This is a genomic window from Tranquillimonas rosea, assembly GCF_900111315.1.
Classification (GTDB): domain Bacteria; phylum Pseudomonadota; class Alphaproteobacteria; order Rhodobacterales; family Rhodobacteraceae; genus Tranquillimonas; species Tranquillimonas rosea.
Genome location: NZ_FOGU01000010.1, coordinates 88,632 through 108,239, shown reverse-complemented (window position 1 = coordinate 108,239; position 19,608 = coordinate 88,632). Strand labels below are relative to the sequence as shown.

Sequence of the window (19,608 nt, the reverse complement as noted above, 5' to 3'; positions counted from 1 at the left end):
GGGATGTCACTCCAAACTCCTTGGATCATAGATTGGGGACGCGACGCCCGCACCGTCTCCGGCCCGGGCTGATGCCGTCACCTTGCAGATAGGTCCCGAACCCTGCAACCGAAAGGCCACACTCGCTGAATAAAACGCGCGTGAAAGCGCCGTGACATCTTGCGAAGGGAACGAACGGGCCGTGCTCAGGCCCCGAGCGCCCGTCCCAGCGCCACCAGCGCGACACCGGCAGCCAGCACCGCGAGCCCGATGATGCGCCGTGCCTCGGGGCCCAGGTCGCGCAGGGCCTCGAGCGCCTGTTCGATACGAAAAGGGGCCAGTGCAAAGACCAGCCCCTCGAAGCAGAATGCAAGGCCGATGGCCATGACCACGATGGCGGTCACTGCGTCTCGACCTCGTCCGCGCTGTCAGCCTCGGCCACCGGAAGCGAGCTGTTGTCGCTGCCGCTGTCCTCGTCCGCCGACGCCTCGGATTGCTCCGGCTCACCCTGAGCCTCGGCCTCGGGGGCGGAGGCCTCGGTCTGCGCGGCGCCGTCGCCCTCTTCCGTGTTCGCGCCGGACTGGTCGGCGCCCTCGGCGCCGTCCTGCGGGACCGGCGTCAGGGCGCGGTTCACCTCCCGCGGCTGGTCCGTCTTGAGATAGTCGAAGAACTCGCTGTCGGGCGTCAGGACGAGGGTCGAGTTCTCGCCACGGAGCGACCGGGTGTAGGCCGTGAGCGAGCGGTAGAACTCGAAGAACTCGGGATTCGCACCGAAAGCCTCGGCAAAGATGCGGTTCCGCTCGGCATCCGCCTGACCGCGGGTGATCTCCGCCTCGCGTTCGGCGTCAGAGACCAGTTCGACGACGGTCCTGTCGGCCAGCGCGCGCACCCGCTGCGCCGCCTCTTCACCACGCGCGATCTCGTCCGCGGCCTCACGCTCACGCTCGGCCCGCATCCGGGCGAAGGTGGCGTCGAGGTTCTGGGTCGGCAGGTTCGTCTGCTTGAGCCTCACATCGATGACATAAAGCCCCAGCGCCTCGGCCCGGCTGCGCGATTCCTCGGTGATCCGCTCCATCAGCTGGCTGCGATCCTCGGACAGGATAGTGTTCGAGGTCACGCCGTCCGAACCGAGCACGGCGCGGATCTGGGCGTTGAGGATGTCGCCAAGGCGATTCTCGGCGGCCAGCAGACCGCCCACGCCGATCGCCTCGCGGAACTGCACGACGTCGTCGATGCGGTAGCGCGCGAAGGCGTCCACCACGAGGCGCCGGTCGTCCGCAGGGGTCACCTCGGTCGCCTCGGTGTCGAGCGAGAGGATGCGGTCGTCGTAGCGCACGACGTCCTGGATCAGCGGCACCTTGAACCCGAGGCCCGGCTCTTCCTTGACCTGCTTGATCTGGCCGAACTGCAGGACCAGCACGTTCTCGCGCTCGTCGACGATGAAGATCGACGAAAGCAGCCCGATGGCAGCGACGACGACGATGGGAATTAGGATCGTTGCCTTACGCATCAGTTGCTGCTCCCGCTGCTCGAGTTCGACTGCTGGGCCTGCCCCGACCCGGTGGTGCCGCGGAGTTCATTCAGCGGAAGATACGGCACGACGCCTTGGCCGCCGCCACTACCGCCGCCGCCGATCTGTTCGTCCAGGATGATCTTGTCGACGTCACCGAGAACCTGCTCCATCGTTTCGAGATAGAGGCGTTTGCGCGTCACTTCGGGGGCATTGGAGTATTCCGACAGGACCGAGGTGAAGCGGCTCGCCTCACCCTGCGCCTCGTTGACGACGCGGGCGCGATAGCCCTCGGCCTCCTCCAAGGTCTGCGCCGCCTCGCCTCGGGCGCCGGCCAGCACGCGGTTCGCATAGGCGTCGGCCTGGCGGGTCAGACGCTCGCGCTCCTGCTCGGCGGCCTGCACCTCGCGGAAGGCGTCGATCACCTCTTCCGGCGGCTCGGCGCCGTTCAGGTTGACGCGGACGATGTTGATGCCGCTGTCGTAGCTGTTGAGCGTCGACTGGATGCGCTCTTCGGCACCGGCGGCGATCTCTTCACGGCTGACGTTGAGGATCGGCGCAAGTTGCGACTGCGCGATGATCTCGCGCATCGCCGCCTCGCTGACGGCGCGCACGGTTTCCTGCGGATCGCGCAGGTTGAACAGGAAGAGCGACGGGTCGGACACGTTCCAGACGACCTGGAAGTCGATGTCGACGATGTTCTCGTCCGTGGTCAGCATCAGGCCGCCGTCCGAGCGGCTGTCGCGCGAGCGCATGCCGATGTCCTCGGTCCGCTCGGTGGTGACCGGAATCACCTCGGCGGTGACAAGAGGCCACGGCGCGAAGTGCAGGCCGTCATCCGTGGTGCGACGGAAATCGCCGAGGAACAGCTCGACGCCCTGCTCTTCGGGCTGAACGGTGTAGAGCGAGTTGAAGACCCAGAGCCCGGCCAGGACGACGATGGCGATCACCACCGTCGCGCGGTTCGCGCTGGGGCCGCCCGAGCCGCCGCTCGGCCCGTTGGACCGGCCGCCACGGCCGCCCATCAGGACGCGCAGATGCTCTTGGCCCTTCTTCATGATCTCGTCGATTTCAGGGATCGGGCGCCCTTCTCCGGGACGCTGGCCGCCGGGGCGGCGATCGTCGCCCCCGCCGCTGCCGCTGCCGCCGCTACCATTGGTGCCGCGCGGGCCGCCGCCCCAAGGTCCGCCTTTGTTGCTGGCCATCTAGGTTCTGGTCTCCCTTGTCGGTCGTGCCCCGTCGGACACGATCAGTATCAATGTACCTGTGCACGCGACAGGTGAATTCAAGCTGTTCTCAGAGGCGTGCGCATGGTCACGAGTTCTTCCGAAATGGTCGGGTGCACGGCGCAGACCCGGTCGAAATCCTCCTTCGTCGCGCCCATCTTGATAGCGATTCCAGCCATCTGGATCATCTCGCCCGCGTGGTCTGCGACGATATGACAGCCAAGCACCTTGCGACTGTCGCGGCCCACGATCAACTTCATGAGCGCACGGTCGCTCCGACCTGCGAAGGCCTGCTGCATGGGCCGGAACGAAGCACAGTAGACCTCGATCGGCTCGATGTCCCGCGCCGCTTCTTCGGTCAGGCCGATGGTGCCCATCTCGGGCTGAGTAAAGACGGCCGAGGGGATCAGCTCGTGATCCACGGGCGTCGGCGTGTCGCCGAACACCGTCTCGGTAAACGCCATGCCCTCGCGGATCGCCACCGGCGTCAGCGCGACGCGGTCGGTCACGTCCCCGATCGCGTAGATCGACGGGACGCTCGACTGCGAGTACTCGTTCACGATCACCTCGCCTCGGCGGCCCAGCTCGACGCCGATCTCCTCGAGGCCCAGCCCCTCGGTGTTCGGCGACCGGCCGGTCGCGAACAGCACGTGGTCGAATCGCTTTTCGTGCCCGTTCGTGCCCTTGACCCACATCGGGCAGCCGGCCTCGTAGCGGGTGTCGCTCTTGGGGTTGGCGGCCAGCACGTCCGAGCCGACCTCGCGCTCTTCCACCGGCGCGCCCATCGCGGCATCGCTGTTGGCGGGAACCGGGCGGCGGGCCTCTTCGTGCTCGGCCCAAGGCTCCATCTCGACGATGTTGGTGCCGACATGCAGATCGATGCCACGCTCGCACATCGCCTCGGCGATCAGGCCGCGCGCCTCGTCGTCGAAGCCCCGCAGGATCTGCGCGCCGCGATAGTACTGCGTCACCTCGACGCCCAGCCCGTGCAGGATGCAGGCGAACTCGCAAGCGATGTAGCCGCCGCCGACGATCAGCACCGACTCGGGCAGCTCTTCCATCAGGAAGATGTCGTTCGAGACCAGCCCGAGATCGGCGTTCTGCATCTCGGGCCGCACGGGGCTGCCGCCGGTGGCGATCAGGATGTGCTTGGCGCGCTTCGTGGTGCCGTCGGCCAGGCGGACGGTGTGGGCATCGTCCAGCGTGGCGCGCTGGTCGAACACCTCGACATCCGAGCCGGACAACAGGCCGCGATAGATCTCTTCAAGGCGGTCCAGCTCGGCGTGCAGGCCCTTGCGGAAGGCCGGCCAATCGAAATCGTCGACCTTCACCGACCAGCCGTAGCGTTCGGCGTCGGCGAAGGTCTGGCGGTACTCCGAGGCGAAGACCATCAACTTCTTCGGCACGCAGCCGCGGATGACGCAGGTGCCGCCCATGCGGCTTTCCTCGGCCAGCGCGACGCGGGCCCCCTTGGCCGAGGACGTGCGGGCAGCGCGGACGCCCCCCGAGCCGCCGCCTATGACGAACAGGTCGTAGTCGAACGCGTCAGTCATTGCCGATATCCCGAAACATATTCTCGCTCTCGACGAAATCGATGCGGTCTTCCTCTTGCGCGCCGGTGTTGATGTCACGCAACTCGACCCGGCCGTCGGCATGACCCGTCACCAGCACATCGCAGATGTCGATGAAGAGCCCGTTCTCGACCACGCCGGGTATCTGGTTGAGCACCAGCGCCAGCTGACGGGCATTTCCGATCCGCCCCAGATGCAGATCGACGATATGGTTCCCCTCGTCCGTGACGTAGGGCTGGTCGCCGTTCATCCGCAGCTCGGTCCGGTCGCCCAGCACGTCGAGCGCGGCGATCGTCTCCTGCAGGAGCGCCTGCGTCGTCTGCCAGCCGAAGGGAACAACCTCGACCGGCAGCGGAAACGCCCCAAGCTGCGCGACAACCTTCGAGGGATCGGCGATCACCACCATGCGGTCGCTGGCCGTCGCGACGATCTTCTCTTGCAGCAGCGCGCCGCCGCCGCCCTTGATCAGGTTGAGCTCGCCGTCGCACTCGTCGGCCCCGTCGATGCAGATGTCGAGCCAGCGCGCCTCGTCCAGGCCTAAGACGTGGATGCCCATCTCGCGCGCCAGCGCCGCGGTCCGGGCCGAGGTCGGCACGCCGGTGATCCGCAGCCCGTCCTCGCGCACCATTTCGCCCAGGCAGCGCACCATCCAGGCCGAGGTCGACCCTGTGCCGAGCCCCACGCGCATCCCGTCCTCGACGAGATCGCAGGCGCGCCGGGCGGCGACGAACTTGGCGGTGTCGATCGGCGACAATTGACCTGACATCAGGCTTCTCCCTCGGGCGTCTCCGGGGCTTATAGGCAAGATCACGCGCGGGTGCGAGGGGGTTCGGCCGCGGCATCCGCGCCCGGCGGGGTGTCGGGCCGGCCCGCCCGCGACGTCGGACCGTGCCGCTGCCGCCGGCGCGGGGCGGCGGACGACACCGCTTCGTCGCACGGAGACGCCATGAAGAGCCGTTCCGTCGCAATCACGCTGGGGCGCCCCGGCACGCCGTGCTATCGCGGCCCAAAGTCGCAACGGAGCGCTCCCAATGTTCCTGTCGGTCTTCGAGATGTTCAAGGTCGGTATCGGCCCGTCGTCCTCGCACACGATGGGGCCGATGGTCGCCGCCGCGCGGTTCCTCGACCGCCTGCGCGCCCAGCCCTTCACGGCGCACGGCCTTGCCGCCTCCCTCCACGGCTCGCTCGCCTTCACAGGTGTCGGCCACGCAACCGACCGCGCGGTCATTCTCGGGCTCGCCGGCTTCGCGCCCGAGACCTACGACCGCGACGAGGCGGACGCCGCGATGGCCCGCATCCGAGAGACGGGCCGCGTCGCCCCCTCCGGCCTGCCCGAGCTGGTCTTCCGCCCGGACACCGACCTGGTGTTCGACCGCCGCCACGCCCTGCCCGGCCATGCCAACGGCATGATCCTCTACGCGCTCGACGCGCAGGACGACGTCATCACGCAGGAAACCTATTACAGCGTCGGGGGCGGGTTCGTCCTGACCGAAGCCGAACTGGCCGAGGGAGCGGATAGCGACGACGGACCGCCGGTGCCGTTCCCGTTCAAGTCGGCGGACGAGATGCTCGACATGTGCCGGACCTCGGGCAAGACGATCGCCGAGCTCAAGCGCGCCAACGAGCTGACCCGCCGCAGTCCCGGCGCGCTCGATCGCGGCATGGGCACGATCTGGCAGACCATGTCAGACTGCATCGACCGGGGACTCGCCACCGACGGCACCCTTCCCGGCGGTCTGTCCGTCCAGCGGCGGGCACACGCCATTCACGAATCCCTCCTGGCCGAACGGGGCCGCAACCTGGTGCCGCCGCACACGATCAATGACTGGCTCGGCGCCTACGCGATGGCGGTGAACGAAGAGAACGCCGCCGGCGGCAAGGTCGTGACCGCCCCCACCAACGGCGCGGCGGGCGTGATCCCCGCCACGATCCGCTACTGGCTGGACCATGTCCCCGGCGCCAGCCGGCGTCGCGTGCCCGAGTTCCTGCTGACAGCGGCGGCGATCGGCGGGCTGGTCAAGCACAACGCCTCGATCTCGGGCGCCGAATGCGGCTGCCAGGCCGAGGTCGGTTCGGCCGCCGCGATGGCTGCCGCGGGCTTCTGCGCGGTGATGGGCGGCAGCCCCGAGCACATCGAGAACGCCGCGGAGATCGCGCTCGAGCATCACCTGGGCATGACCTGCGACCCGGTGCGGGGACTCGTCCAGGTGCCCTGCATCGAGCGCAACGGCATGGGCGCCATCAAGGCGGTCGCGGCGGCCTCGCTGAGCCTGCGGGGCACCGGAGCGCATCTCGTCCCGCTGGACTCCGCGATCGAGACGATGCGTCAGACCGGCGCCGACATGAGCGAGAAGTACAAGGAGACCTCGCTCGGGGGGCTCGCCGTCAATATTCCGAACTGCTGAGCGCGGCGACGGCCGCGTCGAGCGCCGTCCGCGGCAAGAGCACCAGCAGCCCCGGCCCGTCGACGGCGATGCGCACGCGCGACGCCACGACCTCGTTCGAGGTGCCGATCTGCCCGTCGGGGCTCATCCGCAACCCGTCGATCGGCCAGCGCAGGCCCTCGGACACGCCGGTCACGGGCGCCATCGGGAACAGCGATACGCGGCAGCCGACGGGAAGGTCCAGGTTCAGCCGCGCGGGCGCGTTGAACACCACATCCTCGCTGCCGAGAAGCAGGCAGGGCGCGGCGTGCCGCCGTACCAGCACAGACAGCGCCGCCAGGTGGTGATCGACCCGCGCGCCGAGAAACCCCACCCCTAGCACGAGGGGCGCTCGGACGTTGCGCAGGCACTTGTCGAAATCGGTGCTGTCCTGCTCCGCGATCGGATGCTGCCGCTCGGCCGGAATCCGACCGCGCGCCGCCTCGGAGATCGAATCGAAATCCCCGATCACCGCTGCCGGCACATGCCCCGCCGCGATCGCGACATCCGCCCCGCCGTCGGCGCAGATCAGCGTCGGCGCGATGTCCAGCGCGGCCTCCAGGTCGCCCGGCGCGATGGGCGCCCCGCCAAGCAGCGTCACGGGGGTGGCCGAGTCGACGATCATCTCACGCCACCCTGGCCGACGCATCCTGTCGAACCGCAGCCACATTCTCGCCCTGAAATGACACGATCAAGAACTACCTTCTGTTCAGATTTCCGAAGCAATCGATGGTAAACAGGGTGTGGATCGATTGAGAAGCAGGGCGAAGTGGCGATGACCGGATCGAACAAGATACTCACGGTTTCCTACGGGACATTCTCCTGCACGCTGGAGGGGTTCGACCAGCCCTTCTCCACGATGCAATCGATCGCAGAGTACTTCCGGGATCTTGCGGCGCAAGACCGCTATTTCGGCGCCGAACCGCCGCAGCCCGATGCCGAGATGCTCCACCGTATCGCCGAGCGCGAGGTCCAGCGCCGCGTCGAGGCGCACGTCGACGACGGCAACGTGACCCTGCGCCAGATGGCGCCCGACAGCTCGGCGCCCGAACGGGCCGAGGCTCCGTCGCGCCCCGCGCCCGCCGCGCCGCTGCCCGAGGCCGAGGCCGAGGACGTCGATCCCGCCGACGACAGCGTCGCCGCCAAGCTCAGCCGCATCCGCGCCGTCGTGGCCCGCGCCCGCGCCGAACGCGACGCCGAGCCGGCGATCTACGAAGAGGACGAACCGACGGAACCGGTTCTCGGCGCCTCGCAGCTCGACACGGCTCTGCGGGGGGCCGATCTCGGCGCCGCGCCGGATGAGCCCGATTTCGGGACCGAGCTCGCGCCGGGCGACGAGTCCGAATCCCGGATCACCGCCGCCGAATCGCTGGACCTCGACGCCACTGCAGACCCGGCACCGGTGCCCACCCCCGAGGACGATGCGCTCGATACCGCCGACGACACCGATACGCTGAACGACACGCCTGTCGAAGTCCGAGACGAGGACAACGCCCTGGCCGACACGCTCGCCGCCATCGTGGCCGATTCGGCGAACGAGGACGCACCGGCTCCGCTGCAACGCGACGACGCGGCGATGGTCCCCGAAGCCGACGATCCGGAGGACTTGGACGAGCCCGACACCGTGGACGCCGAAGCGCCACCGTCTTTCGCTGCGGAAGACGCCCCCGACACCGACACGCCCGTTGCCGCGCCCGAGGACGATGACACGCCCGACACCAACATCGCGGGGGACGGCTTCGAATTGTCGGACGAGGTCGGCAACACGCCCCTCGCCTCCGACCCGACCGAGGCGGACGCGCTGCGCGGCGCCCATGGCGAAACCGACGACGCGGACGACGAGGAGATCGAGATCGAGACGGTCGACGACACGCCCGGCGCCGGCCCCCAGGCCCGCGTGATCAAGCTCAAGCGCTACGAGTTCGAAGCGGCCCTCGCCGCCGGCGAACTCGAGGAGATCGAGGACGAGGAGACCGCCCCCGATATCGCGGTCGCCGGCACCGCGTCCGACCGGACCGCCGCGGACGAGGACACCCTGACCGCCGACATCCGCGACCTGATCGGCGACAGCTCCCTGAACGCCGACGACGAGGCGGAGCTGCTTGAGGAGCTGGCCGAGGTCGAGCGCGAGGCCGCCGCCGCCTCCGAACGCGAAGCCCGTGAGCAGCGCGAGGCCGAAGAGGCGCGCGACGCCGACGACCAGGCCTTCGACCGCCTGCTGCAGGAAACCAACGCCAAGCTCGACGACACCGAGGGCAGCCGCCGCCGCTCCGCCATCGCCCATCTCAAGGCCGCCGTCGCGGCAACCAAGGCGGACCGCCTGCTGGGTGGCGCGCAGCGCGACGCGCAGGAAAACGCGCGCCTCGAGAAGTACCGCGACGATCTCGCCCAGGTCGTCCGCCCGCGCCGCCCCGCCGAGGACCGCGACGGCCCGGCCCAGCGCCCTGCCGATCCGCTCGCCAGCCGTCCCGCGCCGCTGATGCTGCTCTCGGACTACCGAGTCGACCAGGAAAGCGCGTCGCAATCGCGCCAGCCCTCGGGCTTGGTCCGGCCCCGCAGAATCCGCGCGACGCCGCCCGCGGACGACCATGCGCGGTCGATGGCGGCCTCGCTCAGCTTCTCCGACTTCGCCGCGCGGGTCGGCGCCACCGAGTTGCCCGACATCCTCGAGGCCGCCGCCGCCTATGCTGCCTATGTCGAGGGTCAGCCCAGGGTGACGCGCCCCGAATTGCTGCGCCGCGCCGCCAGCCTGCACCCAGAGGCCGGCATCACGCGTGAGCAGGGGCTCAAGAGCTTCGGCCAGCTGCTGCGCTCGGGCCGCATCCGCAAGCTCGGCCAGGGCAACTTCGCCGTCGCCGAGACCACGCGCTTCGCCGCCCCGGCCCGCGCCGCGGGGGAATGACGCCGCTTCTTCTGTCCAGAAGTATCCCGGGGGAGTCGCCGCAGGCGACGGGGGCAGAGCCCCCGCCAGGACGGTCAGGCGCCGCTCATTCGTCGTCGGCGTCGGGGTCCGCGCGGCCCACGCCCAGGAACACCCGCCGCAGCGGCAGCGCCCAGACGATGCCGAGGATCACGTAGATCGCCAGTTCCAGCAGGATCGGCGGGCGCTCGAACAGCCCGACGATCGTCGTCGCCACGACGATGTAGAGCGGGATGCCGACGATCAGGATCAGCAGCGACAGGCGCTTCTTGGTCTTGTGGCTCAGGCTCATCGGTCGGCGAAGGGATCTGTGACCAGGATCGTGTCCTCGCGCTCGGGCGAGGTCGACAGCAGCGCCACCGGGCACTCGATCAGTTCCTCGATACGGCGGACATACTTGATCGCGTTGGCGGGCAGGTCCGCCCAGCGGCGGGCGCCCTCGGTCGACTCCGACCAGCCCGGCAGCGTCTCGTAGACCGGGGTGCAGCGCGCCTGCCGGTCGGCGGCGATGGGCAGGTGATCGTAGTGCTCGCCGTCCAGTTCATAGCCGACGCAGATCTTCAGTTCGTCGAATCCGTCCAGCACGTCCAACTTGGTCAACGCGATGCCGGTGACGCCCGAGGTTGCGCAGGTCTGGCGCACGAGTACGGCGTCGAACCAGCCGCAGCGGCGCTTGCGCCCGGTCACGGTCCCGAACTCGCGTCCACGCTCGCCCAGCCGCTGGCCGTCGGCGTCGTCCAGTTCCGCTGGGAACGGGCCCTCGCCCACGCGGGTGGTGTAGGCCTTGACGATCCCCAGCACGAAGTCGATCGCGCCGGGGCCGACACCGGTGCCGGCGGCGGCCTGGCCGGCGATCGTGTTCGACGAGGTCACGAAGGGATAGGTGCCGAAGTCGATGTCCAAGAGCGCGCCCTGCGCACCCTCGAAGAGGATGCGCTTGTTGTCGCGGCGGGCCTCGGCCAGCGTCTTCCAGACCGGCCCGGCATAGGGCAGCACCTTCTCGGCGATCCCCCGCAGGTCCGTCATCAGCCGCTCGCGGTCCACGGGGTCGAGCCCCAGCCCCCGCCGCAGCGCGTCGTGGTGCACCAGCGCCCGGTCGACGCGCAGCTCCAGCGTGGCGGTATCGGCAAGGTCCGCGACCCGGACCGAGCGGCGCCCCACCTTGTCCTCGTAGGCCGGGCCGATGCCGCGCCCGGTCGTGCCGATCTTGGCCACGCTCGCCTGTGCCTCACGCGCCCGGTCCAGTTCACCGTGGATCGGCAGGATCAGCGGCGTGTTCTCGGCGATCATCAGCGTCTCGGGCGTGATCGTCACGCCCTGCCCGCGCAGCTTCTCGATCTCTTCGGCCAGGTGCCAGGGGTCCAGCACGACCCCGTTGCCGATGACGCTCAGCTTGCCCGAGCGGACGATGCCCGACGGCAGCAGGCTCAGCTTGTAGGTGGTCCCGTCGATGACCAGCGTGTGCCCCGCGTTGTGACCGCCCTGGAACCGGGCGATCAGATCGGCGCGCTCGCTCAGCCAATCGACGATCTTGCCCTTCCCCTCGTCACCCCACTGGGCGCCGACGACGACGACATTGGCCATGACTTCCCTCTTCGCTCGGCTCAAACCCGCGCACCTATAGCGCGCCCGCACGGCAGGGAAAACCGCGAACTGGCGCGGCCCCGGTCGGGGGGCCGCGGGCCGTCTCAGCGGTCGGAGGACCGCATCACGTTGCCGTGCCAGTCGGGCGCGGTGCCGGACGGGCCGGCGTCGCCACCCGCGAAAAGCGAGACCGCAATCCCTGCGGCAAGGGTCAGGGCCAGGAGCCCCGCCACCCGTGCCACGTCACGCATCGCGGGCGAGACATGCCGTCCCGCCGCCGCTGCCGGATCGATATTGAACGTCGTCATCTGTCGTCTCCTACGGATCATGCGGCCGCCATCGGCCAAGAGATCCAGATAGAGACTCGGCTGAAATTTATAAAACGAATGTTTGATGCTCATCGCATCACGTTTCGTGATATATGGGTCCGCCAACGCGTCCGGCGCTGCGAAGACGGCGGGTTGCGGGTGTGTGCCGAATTGAATAGACAGCCGCTTGATCGCCAGCCGGAGCAGGAGCTCATGGAAAACGTCGTCCTCATCATCCACCTGATCCTTGCCCTGTCCCTGATCGGCGTGGTGCTGCTTCAACGCTCCGAAGGGGGCGGCCTCGGCATGGGCGGCGGCGGTGGCGGCGGCGTGATGTCGTCGCGCGGTGCAGCGACGGCGCTCGGCAAGCTGACCTGGGCCTTCGCGATCGCGTTCATCGCGACCTCGCTGACTCTGACGATCTTCGCGGCACAGGATTCGACCGGGTCCTCGGTCGTCGACCGCCTGGGCGTGCCCGCCCCGGCGGCCGAGGACGGCGCCGAGACCGGCGGTCAGCAGGCCCCGGCGGACGACCTTCTCCCGCCCGGCAGCGGCGGCGGCGAAGGCGGCTCGGACGCGCCCCTGGCCCCGCCCCGCGCGGACTGATCGCAACCGGCATCGCGCCGCCCCCCGGCGCGACCCCGATCACCGTTACCAATTCCGCCCCTCTCGGGAGATGAACACCTGCGGCTTTCGCGACGCCTCAATGGGCGCCGGCATGCCGCGCATGACACAACTGCTGGGAAGACGGGGCGGAAACGCACCCCTTATCTTGCGGTCCGGTTGCCTCCCTTCGGGTGCGCAGGTATAGGTCAAATCCCGTGATGGCGCGGATTCGGCCTCCGGATCGCACCCCTTACCAGGCATCCGTTTCAGCGGGAGAGCAGCCCGAATGGCACGTTATATTTTCATCACCGGCGGTGTGGTCTCGTCGCTGGGCAAGGGCCTTGCCTCTGCCGCACTCGGCGCGCTCCTGCAGGCGCGCGGGTTCACCGTCAGGTTGCGCAAGCTGGACCCTTACCTGAACGTCGATCCCGGCACGATGTCCCCGTTCGAGCACGGCGAGGTCTTCGTCACCGACGACGGCGCAGAGACGGACCTGGACCTGGGCCATTACGAGCGGTTCACTGGGGTCGCGGCGCGGGCGACGGATTCGGTCAGTTCGGGGCGCATCTATTCCAACGTGCTCGAGAAGGAGCGCCGCGGGGACTACCTCGGCAAGACGATCCAGGTAATTCCGCACGTCACCAACGAGATCAAGGACTTCCTCGCCATCGGCGACGACGAGGTCGACTTCCAGCTCTGCGAGATCGGCGGCACCGTCGGCGACATCGAGGGCCTGCCCTTCTTCGAGGCGATCCGCCAGTTCGGCCAGGAACGCCCGCGCGGCAACTGCATCTACATGCACCTCACCCTCCTGCCGTGGATCGCGGCCAGCGGCGAGCTCAAGACCAAGCCGACCCAGCACTCGGTGAAAGAGCTTCGCTCGATCGGGATCGCGCCGGACGTGCTGGTCTGCCGCTCAGAGCGCCCGATTCCCGAGAAGGAGCGCGAAAAGCTGGCGCTGTTCTGCAACGTGCGTCCGGACAGCGTGATCGCCGCCTACGACCTCAAGTCGATCTACGAGGCGCCGCTGGCCTATCACCGCGAGGGGCTGGACCAGGCGGTGCTCGACGCGTTCCAGATCAATCCCGCGCCCAAGCCGAACCTGTCGCGGTGGGAGGATGTGGCCGACCGCATCTTCAACGCCGAAGGCGAGGTCCGCGTCGCCATCGTCGGCAAGTACACGCAGCTCGAGGACGCCTACAAGTCCATCGCCGAGGCGCTGACCCACGGCGGCATGGCGAACCGGGTCAAGGTCAAGGCCGAGTGGATCGACGCCGAAATCTTCGAACGCGAGGATCCCTCGCCCTATCTCTCGAACTACCACGCCATCCTCGTGCCCGGCGGCTTCGGCGAACGCGGCACCGAGGGCAAGATCAAGGCCGCCCAGTTCGCCCGTGAACGGAAGATTCCCTATCTCGGCATCTGCCTCGGGATGCAGATGGCGGTGATCGAGGCGGCAAGGAACCTCGCCGGCATGGAGACCGCCGGCAGCCAGGAGTTCGACCACGAGGCGGGCAAGAAGCGGTTCGAACCGGTGATCTTCCACCTCAAGGAATGGGTGAAGGATAACGAGAAGATCGCCCGCTCGGTGCTGGACGACAAGGGCGGCACGATGAGGCTCGGCAGCTACCACGCGTCGCTCAAGGACGGCTCGGCCGTGGCCCGCGTCTATGGCCGCGCCGAGATCGAGGAACGGCACCGCCACCGCTACGAGGTCGACATCCGCTACCGCGAGGCGCTGGAAGAGAAGGGCCTGTGCTTTTCCGGTCTGTCGCCGGATGGCCGCCTGCCCGAGATCGTGGAGGTCGCGGACCACCCGTGGTTCATCGGCGTGCAGTTCCACCCCGAGCTGAAGTCGAAACCCTTCGCGCCGCATCCGCTGTTCCGGGATTTCATCCGCGCCGCGAAAGAGGTCTCGCGCCTGGTGTGACGGGACGCAGCGGGCCTGCGCGCAACGACGTGACAGTTTTGTAAGGCGCGCCTTGCAGGACCGACGAAGACGCCACAAATTCTTCGTCATTCTGCAAGGATCGCGTTAGCTCCTACGTCATGTCGTTCCGAACCGCATACAACGCACTGGCGACGCCGTTCGTCCTGGGAAAACTGGCCCTGCGCGGCCGGCGCCGGGATCGTGCGGCCGCGCTGACGCATGGCGTCGAGGGCCCGCGTTACTGCGAGCGGATCTGGGTGCGGCTGGACGAGGTTCGCGAGGAATCGCTGACGCGCGGCGCGAAGACCGCCGTGGTCATGGGCGGCGACTGGTACAAGAATGCCCGCCCGCTGACCGACAATCCCAAGATCGCCTATTGCCTGCGGCACTGGCGCGACGGACTGACCTGGGACGAGACTGGCGCGATCGACTACACGATGGGCCAGATCTCGGACAACGTGGTCTACGATCACCTTACCACCAAGGCGCAGGTGCTTCGCCGGTTCGCGACGCTGGACCGCATCTTCGAGCAGGTCCGCCGCGAGAACCGCATCCGCCCCGTGCGCGAGTACCGGTTCCTGCGCTATCGCGAACAGGGCGGACTGATGTTCCATATCGGCCCAGACGGGCGCCCCATGTTCGCGGGCGGCGGTCATCATCGGGTCGGCATGGCGCTGGCGCTGGGGCTGCGCGAGGTCCCGGCGATGGTGCTACTCGCGCATCCGAACGGGCTCTGGGCGCTGCCCCGCCTGCGCCAACCCGTCGGCACCGAGGCGGCGCCACTCATCCAGGAAAGCTGACAGATGGCCCGCATCGCCCCTCCGATCACCCCCACCGATGTCAGCGCCTATCTGCGCGCGGCGCTCAAGGCCGCCCGTCGCGACGACCGCTCCGGCGCGGCCACCTCTCCGCGGTATGGCGAGCGGATCTGGGTGCCGCTCGAACGGTGCCAGCACCAGTCCCTCGCACGATTGTCGCCGCGGCAGAGCGGCCTGGTTTTGCCGGGGGACTGGGATCAGCAGGTGCAGCCGCTGACCGACAACCCCAAGATCGCCTATTGCCTGCGGCACTGGCGCGACGGCCAGACCTGGGAAGAGGCCGGCGCGGTCGACTACATGATGGAGAAGATCGCGGCGAACGTCGTGCATGATCATCTGACGACCCGCGGACAGGTGCTGCGGCGCTTCGCCGAGCTCGACCGGATCTTCGAGCAGGTCCGCGCCGAGGGCTGTCTGCGCCCGATGAAGCAGGCCCGGTGGCTGGTATTCCGCGAATATGGCGGGCCGCTGTTCCATATCGGGTCGACCGGGCAACCGATCTTCGGGCCGGCGGGGCACCATCGGCTCGGCATGGCGCTGGCGCTGGGGCACAAGACGATGCCAGCGCAGCTGGGCGTGATCCACCCGGCCGCCCTGTCGACGCTGCCCGCGCTCAGGACGCGCCCGGCCTGAGCGGCCGGGGCCGCGTTGCCCCTTGGCACGAAACCGTCACATGGTGGCGATATACGCTTCGGAACGCAGTCTGCAGAAGGAGCCGCCATGGCGGAGGACCAAAGCGAGTCGGAAGACTGGCTCGAAGCCGAACTCAGGGATACGATCGACGAAGACTACGAGCTGGAGCTCGAGGATGCTGCCCTGTCGTTGGAGATCCGCAAAATCTACCAGCGCAAGCAGGGCCCCTCGATGCCGCGGGCGGAGTATTTCCGGAACCTGCTGCGGCTTCAGGCGGAACTCATCAAGCTGCAGGACTGGGTGGCCCATACCGGCGAGAAGGTGGTCGTCATCTTCGAGGGCCGCGACTCTGCCGGCAAGGGCGGAGTCATCAAGCGGATCACCCAGCGGCTGAACCCCCGCATCGTCCGGGTCGTCGCCCTGCCCGCCCCGTCGGACCGGGAAAAGACGCAATGGTACTTCCAGCGTTACGTGCCGCACCTGCCGGCCGGGGGCGAGATCGTGCTCTTCGACCGCTCCTGGTACAATCGCGCGGGGGTCGAGCGGGTGATGGGCTTTGCCTCGGAAGACCAGGTGCAGCAGTTCTTCCACGACGTGCCCGAGTTCGAGCGCATGCTGGTTCGCTCGGGGATTCGTCTGGTGAAGTACTGGTTCTCGATCACGGACGAGGAACAGCAGATGCGCTTCCTCATCCGCATCCACGACCCTCTCAAGCAGTGGAAGCTGTCGCCGATGGACCTGGAATCCCGCAAGAGGTGGGAGCAGTACACCAAGGCGAAGGAGGACATGTTCGAACGCACGAACATCCCCGAGGCGCCGTGGTACATCGTGCCGGGCAACGACAAGAAGCGCGCGCGCCTCAACTGCATCGACCACCTGCTGACGCTGGTGCCCTACGAAGAGGTGCCGCAGGAAGAGATCACGCTGCCCGAGCGGGTGTTCAACCCGGACTACGAGCGCGACGTGCTTCCGCCCGAGCTGTACGTGCCGTCGAAATACTAGAAACGTCCTGCCGTCGCGCCCGCGAGGCGCGGCGGCGCGCCCTCAGAAGTCGAGCGTGATCCGCCGGGTGACGCCGATCCGCACGCCGTACTGGTCGCGCTCGCCGGCTTCGACGATGGGCGAGTCGGCGGCATCGTTCTGCAGCCGGTCCCAGGTCACCGCGCCCTCGACGGCCCAGTTGTCGTTCACCTCGTATGTCGCGCCCAACTCGATCCCGGTGGACATGATGCCACCTTCCGCATCGTAGGCGCCGAATGTGCTCTGCGCGGCCTCTGACGCCGAGACGCCGAAATAGGTCGAGGCATAGTCGTCCGACCCGATCAGCACCCGCGGCCCAGCGGTCAGCGTCAGCCGGTCGTTCGGGCGGGCGACGAGGTCGGCGCCCAGTTCGCCGACCAGGCTCTCGTGCCCGATGACGCCATAGCGCACGTCCGCGAATGCCTTGAAGTTCTGCGTGGTGTAGCCAAGCCCGAGGCCCAATTCGACCGCCGCGTCCACATCGTCCAGCCCTTCCAGTTCGGGGCTGTCATCCTCGCTGCGCTCGCCGATGTAGCGGAACGATCCCCGCAGGCCGAAGCCGCGCGGCTCGAAATCGGGATCGGGCGACCCGAACTCGCGTCCGCCGAGACGGAGATACCCGAAGCGCAGCGCAACGTCCGGACCCAGCGAATAATCGGACGAGCCGAAGTAATCCGGCTGCACCGAGGCCCCGCCGCGAAGCGAGAAGATCAGGTCGGGATTGCCGTCCGCACCCTGCGCCAGGGCAGGCAGAGGGCATGCGGCGATGGCGAGGATGAGAGGCAGGCGCATCTGGAGTCTTTCCGTCGGGGATATCACGTCATTTGGAGCATGGCCCCGCACGGTCAAGCAAGCTCTTTCCGCCCGATACGCTGCGGCCTATATGCACGGCCATGTTTGGTGATCTCCTGAAGCGTCTGACCGATCCGGACCCCGCCCCGCTGCCCGATCCGGATGCGCGGCGCGCCCTCACCGCCCTTCTGGTGCGCATCGCGCGCTCCGACGGCGATTACTCCGATGACGAGGCCGGCCGCATCGACCGCATCGTCGCCACGCGGTTCGGCCTGTCGCCGTTCGAGGCCACCGCCCTGCGCGGCGAGGCCGAGACGCTCGAGACCGAGGCGCCGGATACCGTCCGCTTCACGCGGGCGCTGAAGGACGCCGTGCCATACGAGGACCGCACCGGCATCCTCGAGGCACTGTGGGAAGTCGTCCTGGTCGACGGCAAGCGGGACGAGGAAGAGGACGCGTTGCTGCGCCTCGTCGCACCAATGCTGGGCGTGAACGATCGGGACAGCGCACTGGCCCGGCAGCGCGTCGAAAACCGGACCTGACCGGCAGGACTGCCCGACAGGCGGGCATCTGCCCGGAAATCCGGCGATGACCCAGCGTCATTCGGCAGTGCGGCGTTGCAATTCGGGCGCTTTTCATTCCTAGTCTGTCCGACGCTCGCAACCCAGGCCGACCCTTGCCAGACGAAACGCCCGTCATCGAAATCCGTGACCTGCACAAGTCCTACGGCGACCTGGAGGTGCTCAAGGGGGTCGACCTCGTGGCTCCGAAGGGGCATGTCATCTCGCTCATCGGCTCGTCGGGTTCTGGGAAATCGACGCTTCTGCGCTGCGTGAACCTGCTGGAGGACAGCCAGCAGGGCGAGATATTCTTCGAGGGCGAGCCGATCACGTGGCGGGGCCGCGGCGCCTCGCGCCACCCGGCCGATCGCAAGCAGGTGACGCGGATACGCACGAACCTGTCGATGGTGTTCCAGCAGTTCAATCTGTGGGCGCACATGACGATCCTCCAGAACGTCATGGAGGCGCCGGTGACCGTGCTCAAGCGCGATCCCGCCTCGGTCGAAACGGCGGCGCGCGAATACCTCGCCAAGGTGGGCATCGGCGACAAGTGCGAGATGTACCCTGCCCAGCTGTCGGGCGGCCAGCAGCAGCGGGCCGCGATCGCCCGAGCGCTGTGCATGGAGCCTCGCGCGCTGCTCTTCGACGAGCCGACTTCGGCACTGGACCCCGAGCTGGAGCAGGAGGTCGTCCGCGTCATCAAGGCGCTGGCCGAAGAGGGGCGGACGATGATCCTGGTGACGCACGACATGGACATGGCGCGCGACAGCTCGGACCATGTGATCTTCCTTCACCAGGGCAGGATCGAGGAACAGGGGCCGCCGGACCGCGTGTTCGGGGCGCCTGAAACAGCGCGGCTGCGGCAGTTCCTGTCGGCAACGGCCGCCTGAACAATAAGACCACTCAAGGGAGCTAAAGATGAAGAAACTGATTCTGACCACGACAGCTGCGGCGATGCTGACCGCAGGCGCGGCGACCGCACAGGATGTCGTCCGCCTCGGCACCGAGGGCGCCTACCCTCCGTACAACTTCATCAACGACAACGGCGAGGTCGACGGCTTCGAGCGTGACCTTGGCGACGAGCTGTGCAGCCGTGCCGAGCGCGAGTGCGAGTGGGTCACGAACGACTGGGATTCGATCATCCCCAACCTCGTCTCGGGCAACTACGACACGATCATCGCCGGCATGTCGATCACCGACGAGCGCGACGAGGTCGTCGACTTTTCCGAGAACTACCTGCCGCCCGCGCCGTCGGCCTATGCCGCGATGACCGATAGCCTCGATCTCGGGAACGCGGTCGTCGCCGCGCAGACCGGCACGATCCAGGCGAACCACGTGGTCGACACCGGCGCGACGCTGCTGGAATTCCCGAGCCCGGACGAGATCGTCGCCGCCGTGCGCAACGGCGAAGCCGATGCCGCCTTCGCCGACAAGGACTTCCTCGCCGACGTGGTCGAACAGGACAGCCAGCTGATGTTCGTGGGCGAGGACGTGTCGCTGGGCCAGGGCATGGGCATGGCCTTCCGCGAAAGCGACCCCGAGCTGCGCGAGACCTTCAGCGAGGCGATCGTCGCGATGAAGGAGGACGGCAGCCTGAACGAAATGATCACCGAATGGTTCGGCGACGGCGCCCCCACATTCGAGTGACCGGAACAGGCGGCGCCCCCCGTGGCGCCGCCACCCCGCACAAGCATGATCCAGGTGTCCGAGCCCTCAGACCGACACGGT

At 68.1% G+C, this 19,608-nt stretch carries 20 protein-coding genes; 10 read left to right on the top strand and 10 right to left on the bottom strand.

All coding sequences use genetic code 11. From position 1 onward, the window contains the following. Positions 1-185: 185 nt before the first annotated feature. The 5 genes from BMZ25_RS16060 to rpiA form a co-directional block, all read right to left on the bottom strand. The gene (locus BMZ25_RS16060) at positions 186-383 is read right to left on the bottom strand and encodes a DUF2065 domain-containing protein (RefSeq protein ID WP_235859903.1); all 198 of its coding nucleotides are present in this window, start codon (positions 381-383) and stop codon (positions 186-188) included. After that, complete coding sequence (locus BMZ25_RS16055; protein ID WP_092695441.1) at positions 380-1,489, bottom strand: SPFH domain-containing protein; 1,110 nt, start codon at positions 1,487-1,489, stop codon at positions 380-382. Before BMZ25_RS16055 ends, BMZ25_RS16060 begins: the two co-directional genes overlap by 4 nt. After that, positions 1,489-2,694 (bottom strand): FtsH protease activity modulator HflK, encoded by a 1,206-nt coding sequence (hflK, locus tag BMZ25_RS16050; RefSeq protein WP_092695439.1) that lies wholly within the window; start codon positions 2,692-2,694, stop codon positions 1,489-1,491. Before hflK ends, BMZ25_RS16055 begins: the two co-directional genes overlap by 1 nt. Positions 2,695-2,774: 80 nt before the next feature. Then, the gene (locus BMZ25_RS16045; RefSeq protein ID WP_092695437.1) at positions 2,775-4,268 is read right to left on the bottom strand and encodes an FAD-dependent oxidoreductase; all 1,494 of its coding nucleotides are present in this window, start codon (positions 4,266-4,268) and stop codon (positions 2,775-2,777) included. Continuing rightward, positions 4,261-5,052 (bottom strand): ribose-5-phosphate isomerase RpiA, encoded by a 792-nt coding sequence (gene rpiA, locus BMZ25_RS16040; protein WP_092695435.1) that lies wholly within the window; start codon positions 5,050-5,052, stop codon positions 4,261-4,263. Before rpiA ends, BMZ25_RS16045 begins: the two co-directional genes overlap by 8 nt. 265 nt (positions 5,053-5,317) lie before the next feature. Here rpiA and BMZ25_RS16035 point away from each other — a divergent pair, with 265 nt between their 5' ends. Then, positions 5,318-6,691 carry an L-serine ammonia-lyase gene (locus BMZ25_RS16035; RefSeq protein WP_092695433.1) on the top strand — a complete coding sequence of 458 codons (1,374 nt, stop codon included), beginning with the start codon at positions 5,318-5,320 and terminating at the stop codon, positions 6,689-6,691. On the opposite strand, the gene BMZ25_RS16030 is transcribed toward BMZ25_RS16035, so the two are convergent. Next, on the bottom strand, positions 6,672-7,334 hold the full coding sequence (locus BMZ25_RS16030; protein ID WP_092695431.1) for a thiamine diphosphokinase: 663 nt from the start codon (positions 7,332-7,334) through the stop codon (positions 6,672-6,674). The genes BMZ25_RS16035 and BMZ25_RS16030 overlap by 20 nt on opposite strands. Positions 7,335-7,484: 150 nt before the next feature. Here BMZ25_RS16030 and BMZ25_RS16025 point away from each other — a divergent pair, with 150 nt between their 5' ends. Then, a complete protein-coding gene (locus tag BMZ25_RS16025; protein ID WP_092695430.1) occupies positions 7,485-9,611 on the top strand; it encodes a hypothetical protein in 2,127 nt (708 codons plus the stop codon). An 85-nt stretch (positions 9,612-9,696) separates the two neighbouring features. Here BMZ25_RS16025 and BMZ25_RS16020 read toward each other — a convergent pair whose 3' ends face one another. The 3 genes from BMZ25_RS16020 to BMZ25_RS20535 form a co-directional block, all read right to left on the bottom strand. After that, positions 9,697-9,921 (bottom strand): DUF2842 domain-containing protein, encoded by a 225-nt coding sequence (locus BMZ25_RS16020; RefSeq protein ID WP_092695428.1) that lies wholly within the window; start codon positions 9,919-9,921, stop codon positions 9,697-9,699. Next, positions 9,918-11,213 carry an adenylosuccinate synthase gene (locus BMZ25_RS16015; protein ID WP_092695426.1) on the bottom strand — a complete coding sequence of 432 codons (1,296 nt, stop codon included), beginning with the start codon at positions 11,211-11,213 and terminating at the stop codon, positions 9,918-9,920. Before BMZ25_RS16015 ends, BMZ25_RS16020 begins: the two co-directional genes overlap by 4 nt. A gap of 104 nt (positions 11,214-11,317) precedes the next feature. Beyond that, positions 11,318-11,761, bottom strand: coding sequence for a hypothetical protein (locus tag BMZ25_RS20535; RefSeq protein ID WP_143071549.1), 444 nt, complete (start codon positions 11,759-11,761; stop codon positions 11,318-11,320). Here BMZ25_RS20535 and secG point away from each other — a divergent pair. From secG to ppk2, 5 genes are all read left to right on the top strand, one after another. Then, positions 11,735-12,127 (top strand): preprotein translocase subunit SecG, encoded by a 393-nt coding sequence (secG, locus tag BMZ25_RS16005; protein ID WP_092695422.1) that lies wholly within the window; start codon positions 11,735-11,737, stop codon positions 12,125-12,127. The two genes, BMZ25_RS20535 and secG, sit on opposite strands and share 27 nt — an antisense overlap. A gap of 286 nt (positions 12,128-12,413) precedes the next feature. Next, on the top strand, positions 12,414-14,057 hold the full coding sequence (locus BMZ25_RS16000; RefSeq protein ID WP_092695420.1) for a CTP synthase: 1,644 nt from the start codon (positions 12,414-12,416) through the stop codon (positions 14,055-14,057). Positions 14,058-14,176: 119 nt separating this feature from the next. Further along, entirely contained in the window at positions 14,177-14,857 is a 681-nt protein-coding gene (locus BMZ25_RS15995) for a hypothetical protein (protein ID WP_092695418.1), read from the top strand. Positions 14,858-14,860: 3 nt separating this feature from the next. Next, positions 14,861-15,508 carry a hypothetical protein gene (locus BMZ25_RS15990; protein WP_092695416.1) on the top strand — a complete coding sequence of 216 codons (648 nt, stop codon included), beginning with the start codon at positions 14,861-14,863 and terminating at the stop codon, positions 15,506-15,508. An 87-nt stretch (positions 15,509-15,595) separates the two neighbouring features. Continuing rightward, positions 15,596-16,510 (top strand): polyphosphate kinase 2, encoded by a 915-nt coding sequence (ppk2, locus tag BMZ25_RS15985; RefSeq protein WP_092695414.1) that lies wholly within the window; start codon positions 15,596-15,598, stop codon positions 16,508-16,510. Positions 16,511-16,552: 42 nt separating this feature from the next. On the opposite strand, the gene BMZ25_RS15980 is transcribed toward ppk2, so the two are convergent. After that, positions 16,553-17,320, bottom strand: a complete 768-nt coding sequence (locus tag BMZ25_RS15980) for a MipA/OmpV family protein (protein WP_092695412.1) — start codon at positions 17,318-17,320, stop codon at positions 16,553-16,555. Between the two features lie 101 nt (positions 17,321-17,421). Here BMZ25_RS15980 and BMZ25_RS15975 point away from each other — a divergent pair, with 101 nt between their 5' ends. From BMZ25_RS15975 to BMZ25_RS15965, 3 genes are all read left to right on the top strand, one after another. After that, a complete protein-coding gene (locus BMZ25_RS15975) occupies positions 17,422-17,862 on the top strand; it encodes a tellurite resistance TerB family protein (RefSeq protein WP_092695410.1) in 441 nt (146 codons plus the stop codon). Between the two features lie 134 nt (positions 17,863-17,996). Beyond that, a complete protein-coding gene (locus BMZ25_RS15970; RefSeq protein ID WP_092695408.1) occupies positions 17,997-18,770 on the top strand; it encodes an ABC transporter ATP-binding protein in 774 nt (257 codons plus the stop codon). A gap of 28 nt (positions 18,771-18,798) precedes the next feature. Then, on the top strand, positions 18,799-19,527 hold the full coding sequence (locus BMZ25_RS15965) for a transporter substrate-binding domain-containing protein (RefSeq protein WP_092695406.1): 729 nt from the start codon (positions 18,799-18,801) through the stop codon (positions 19,525-19,527). The last annotated feature ends 81 nt before the right edge of the window (positions 19,528-19,608 follow it).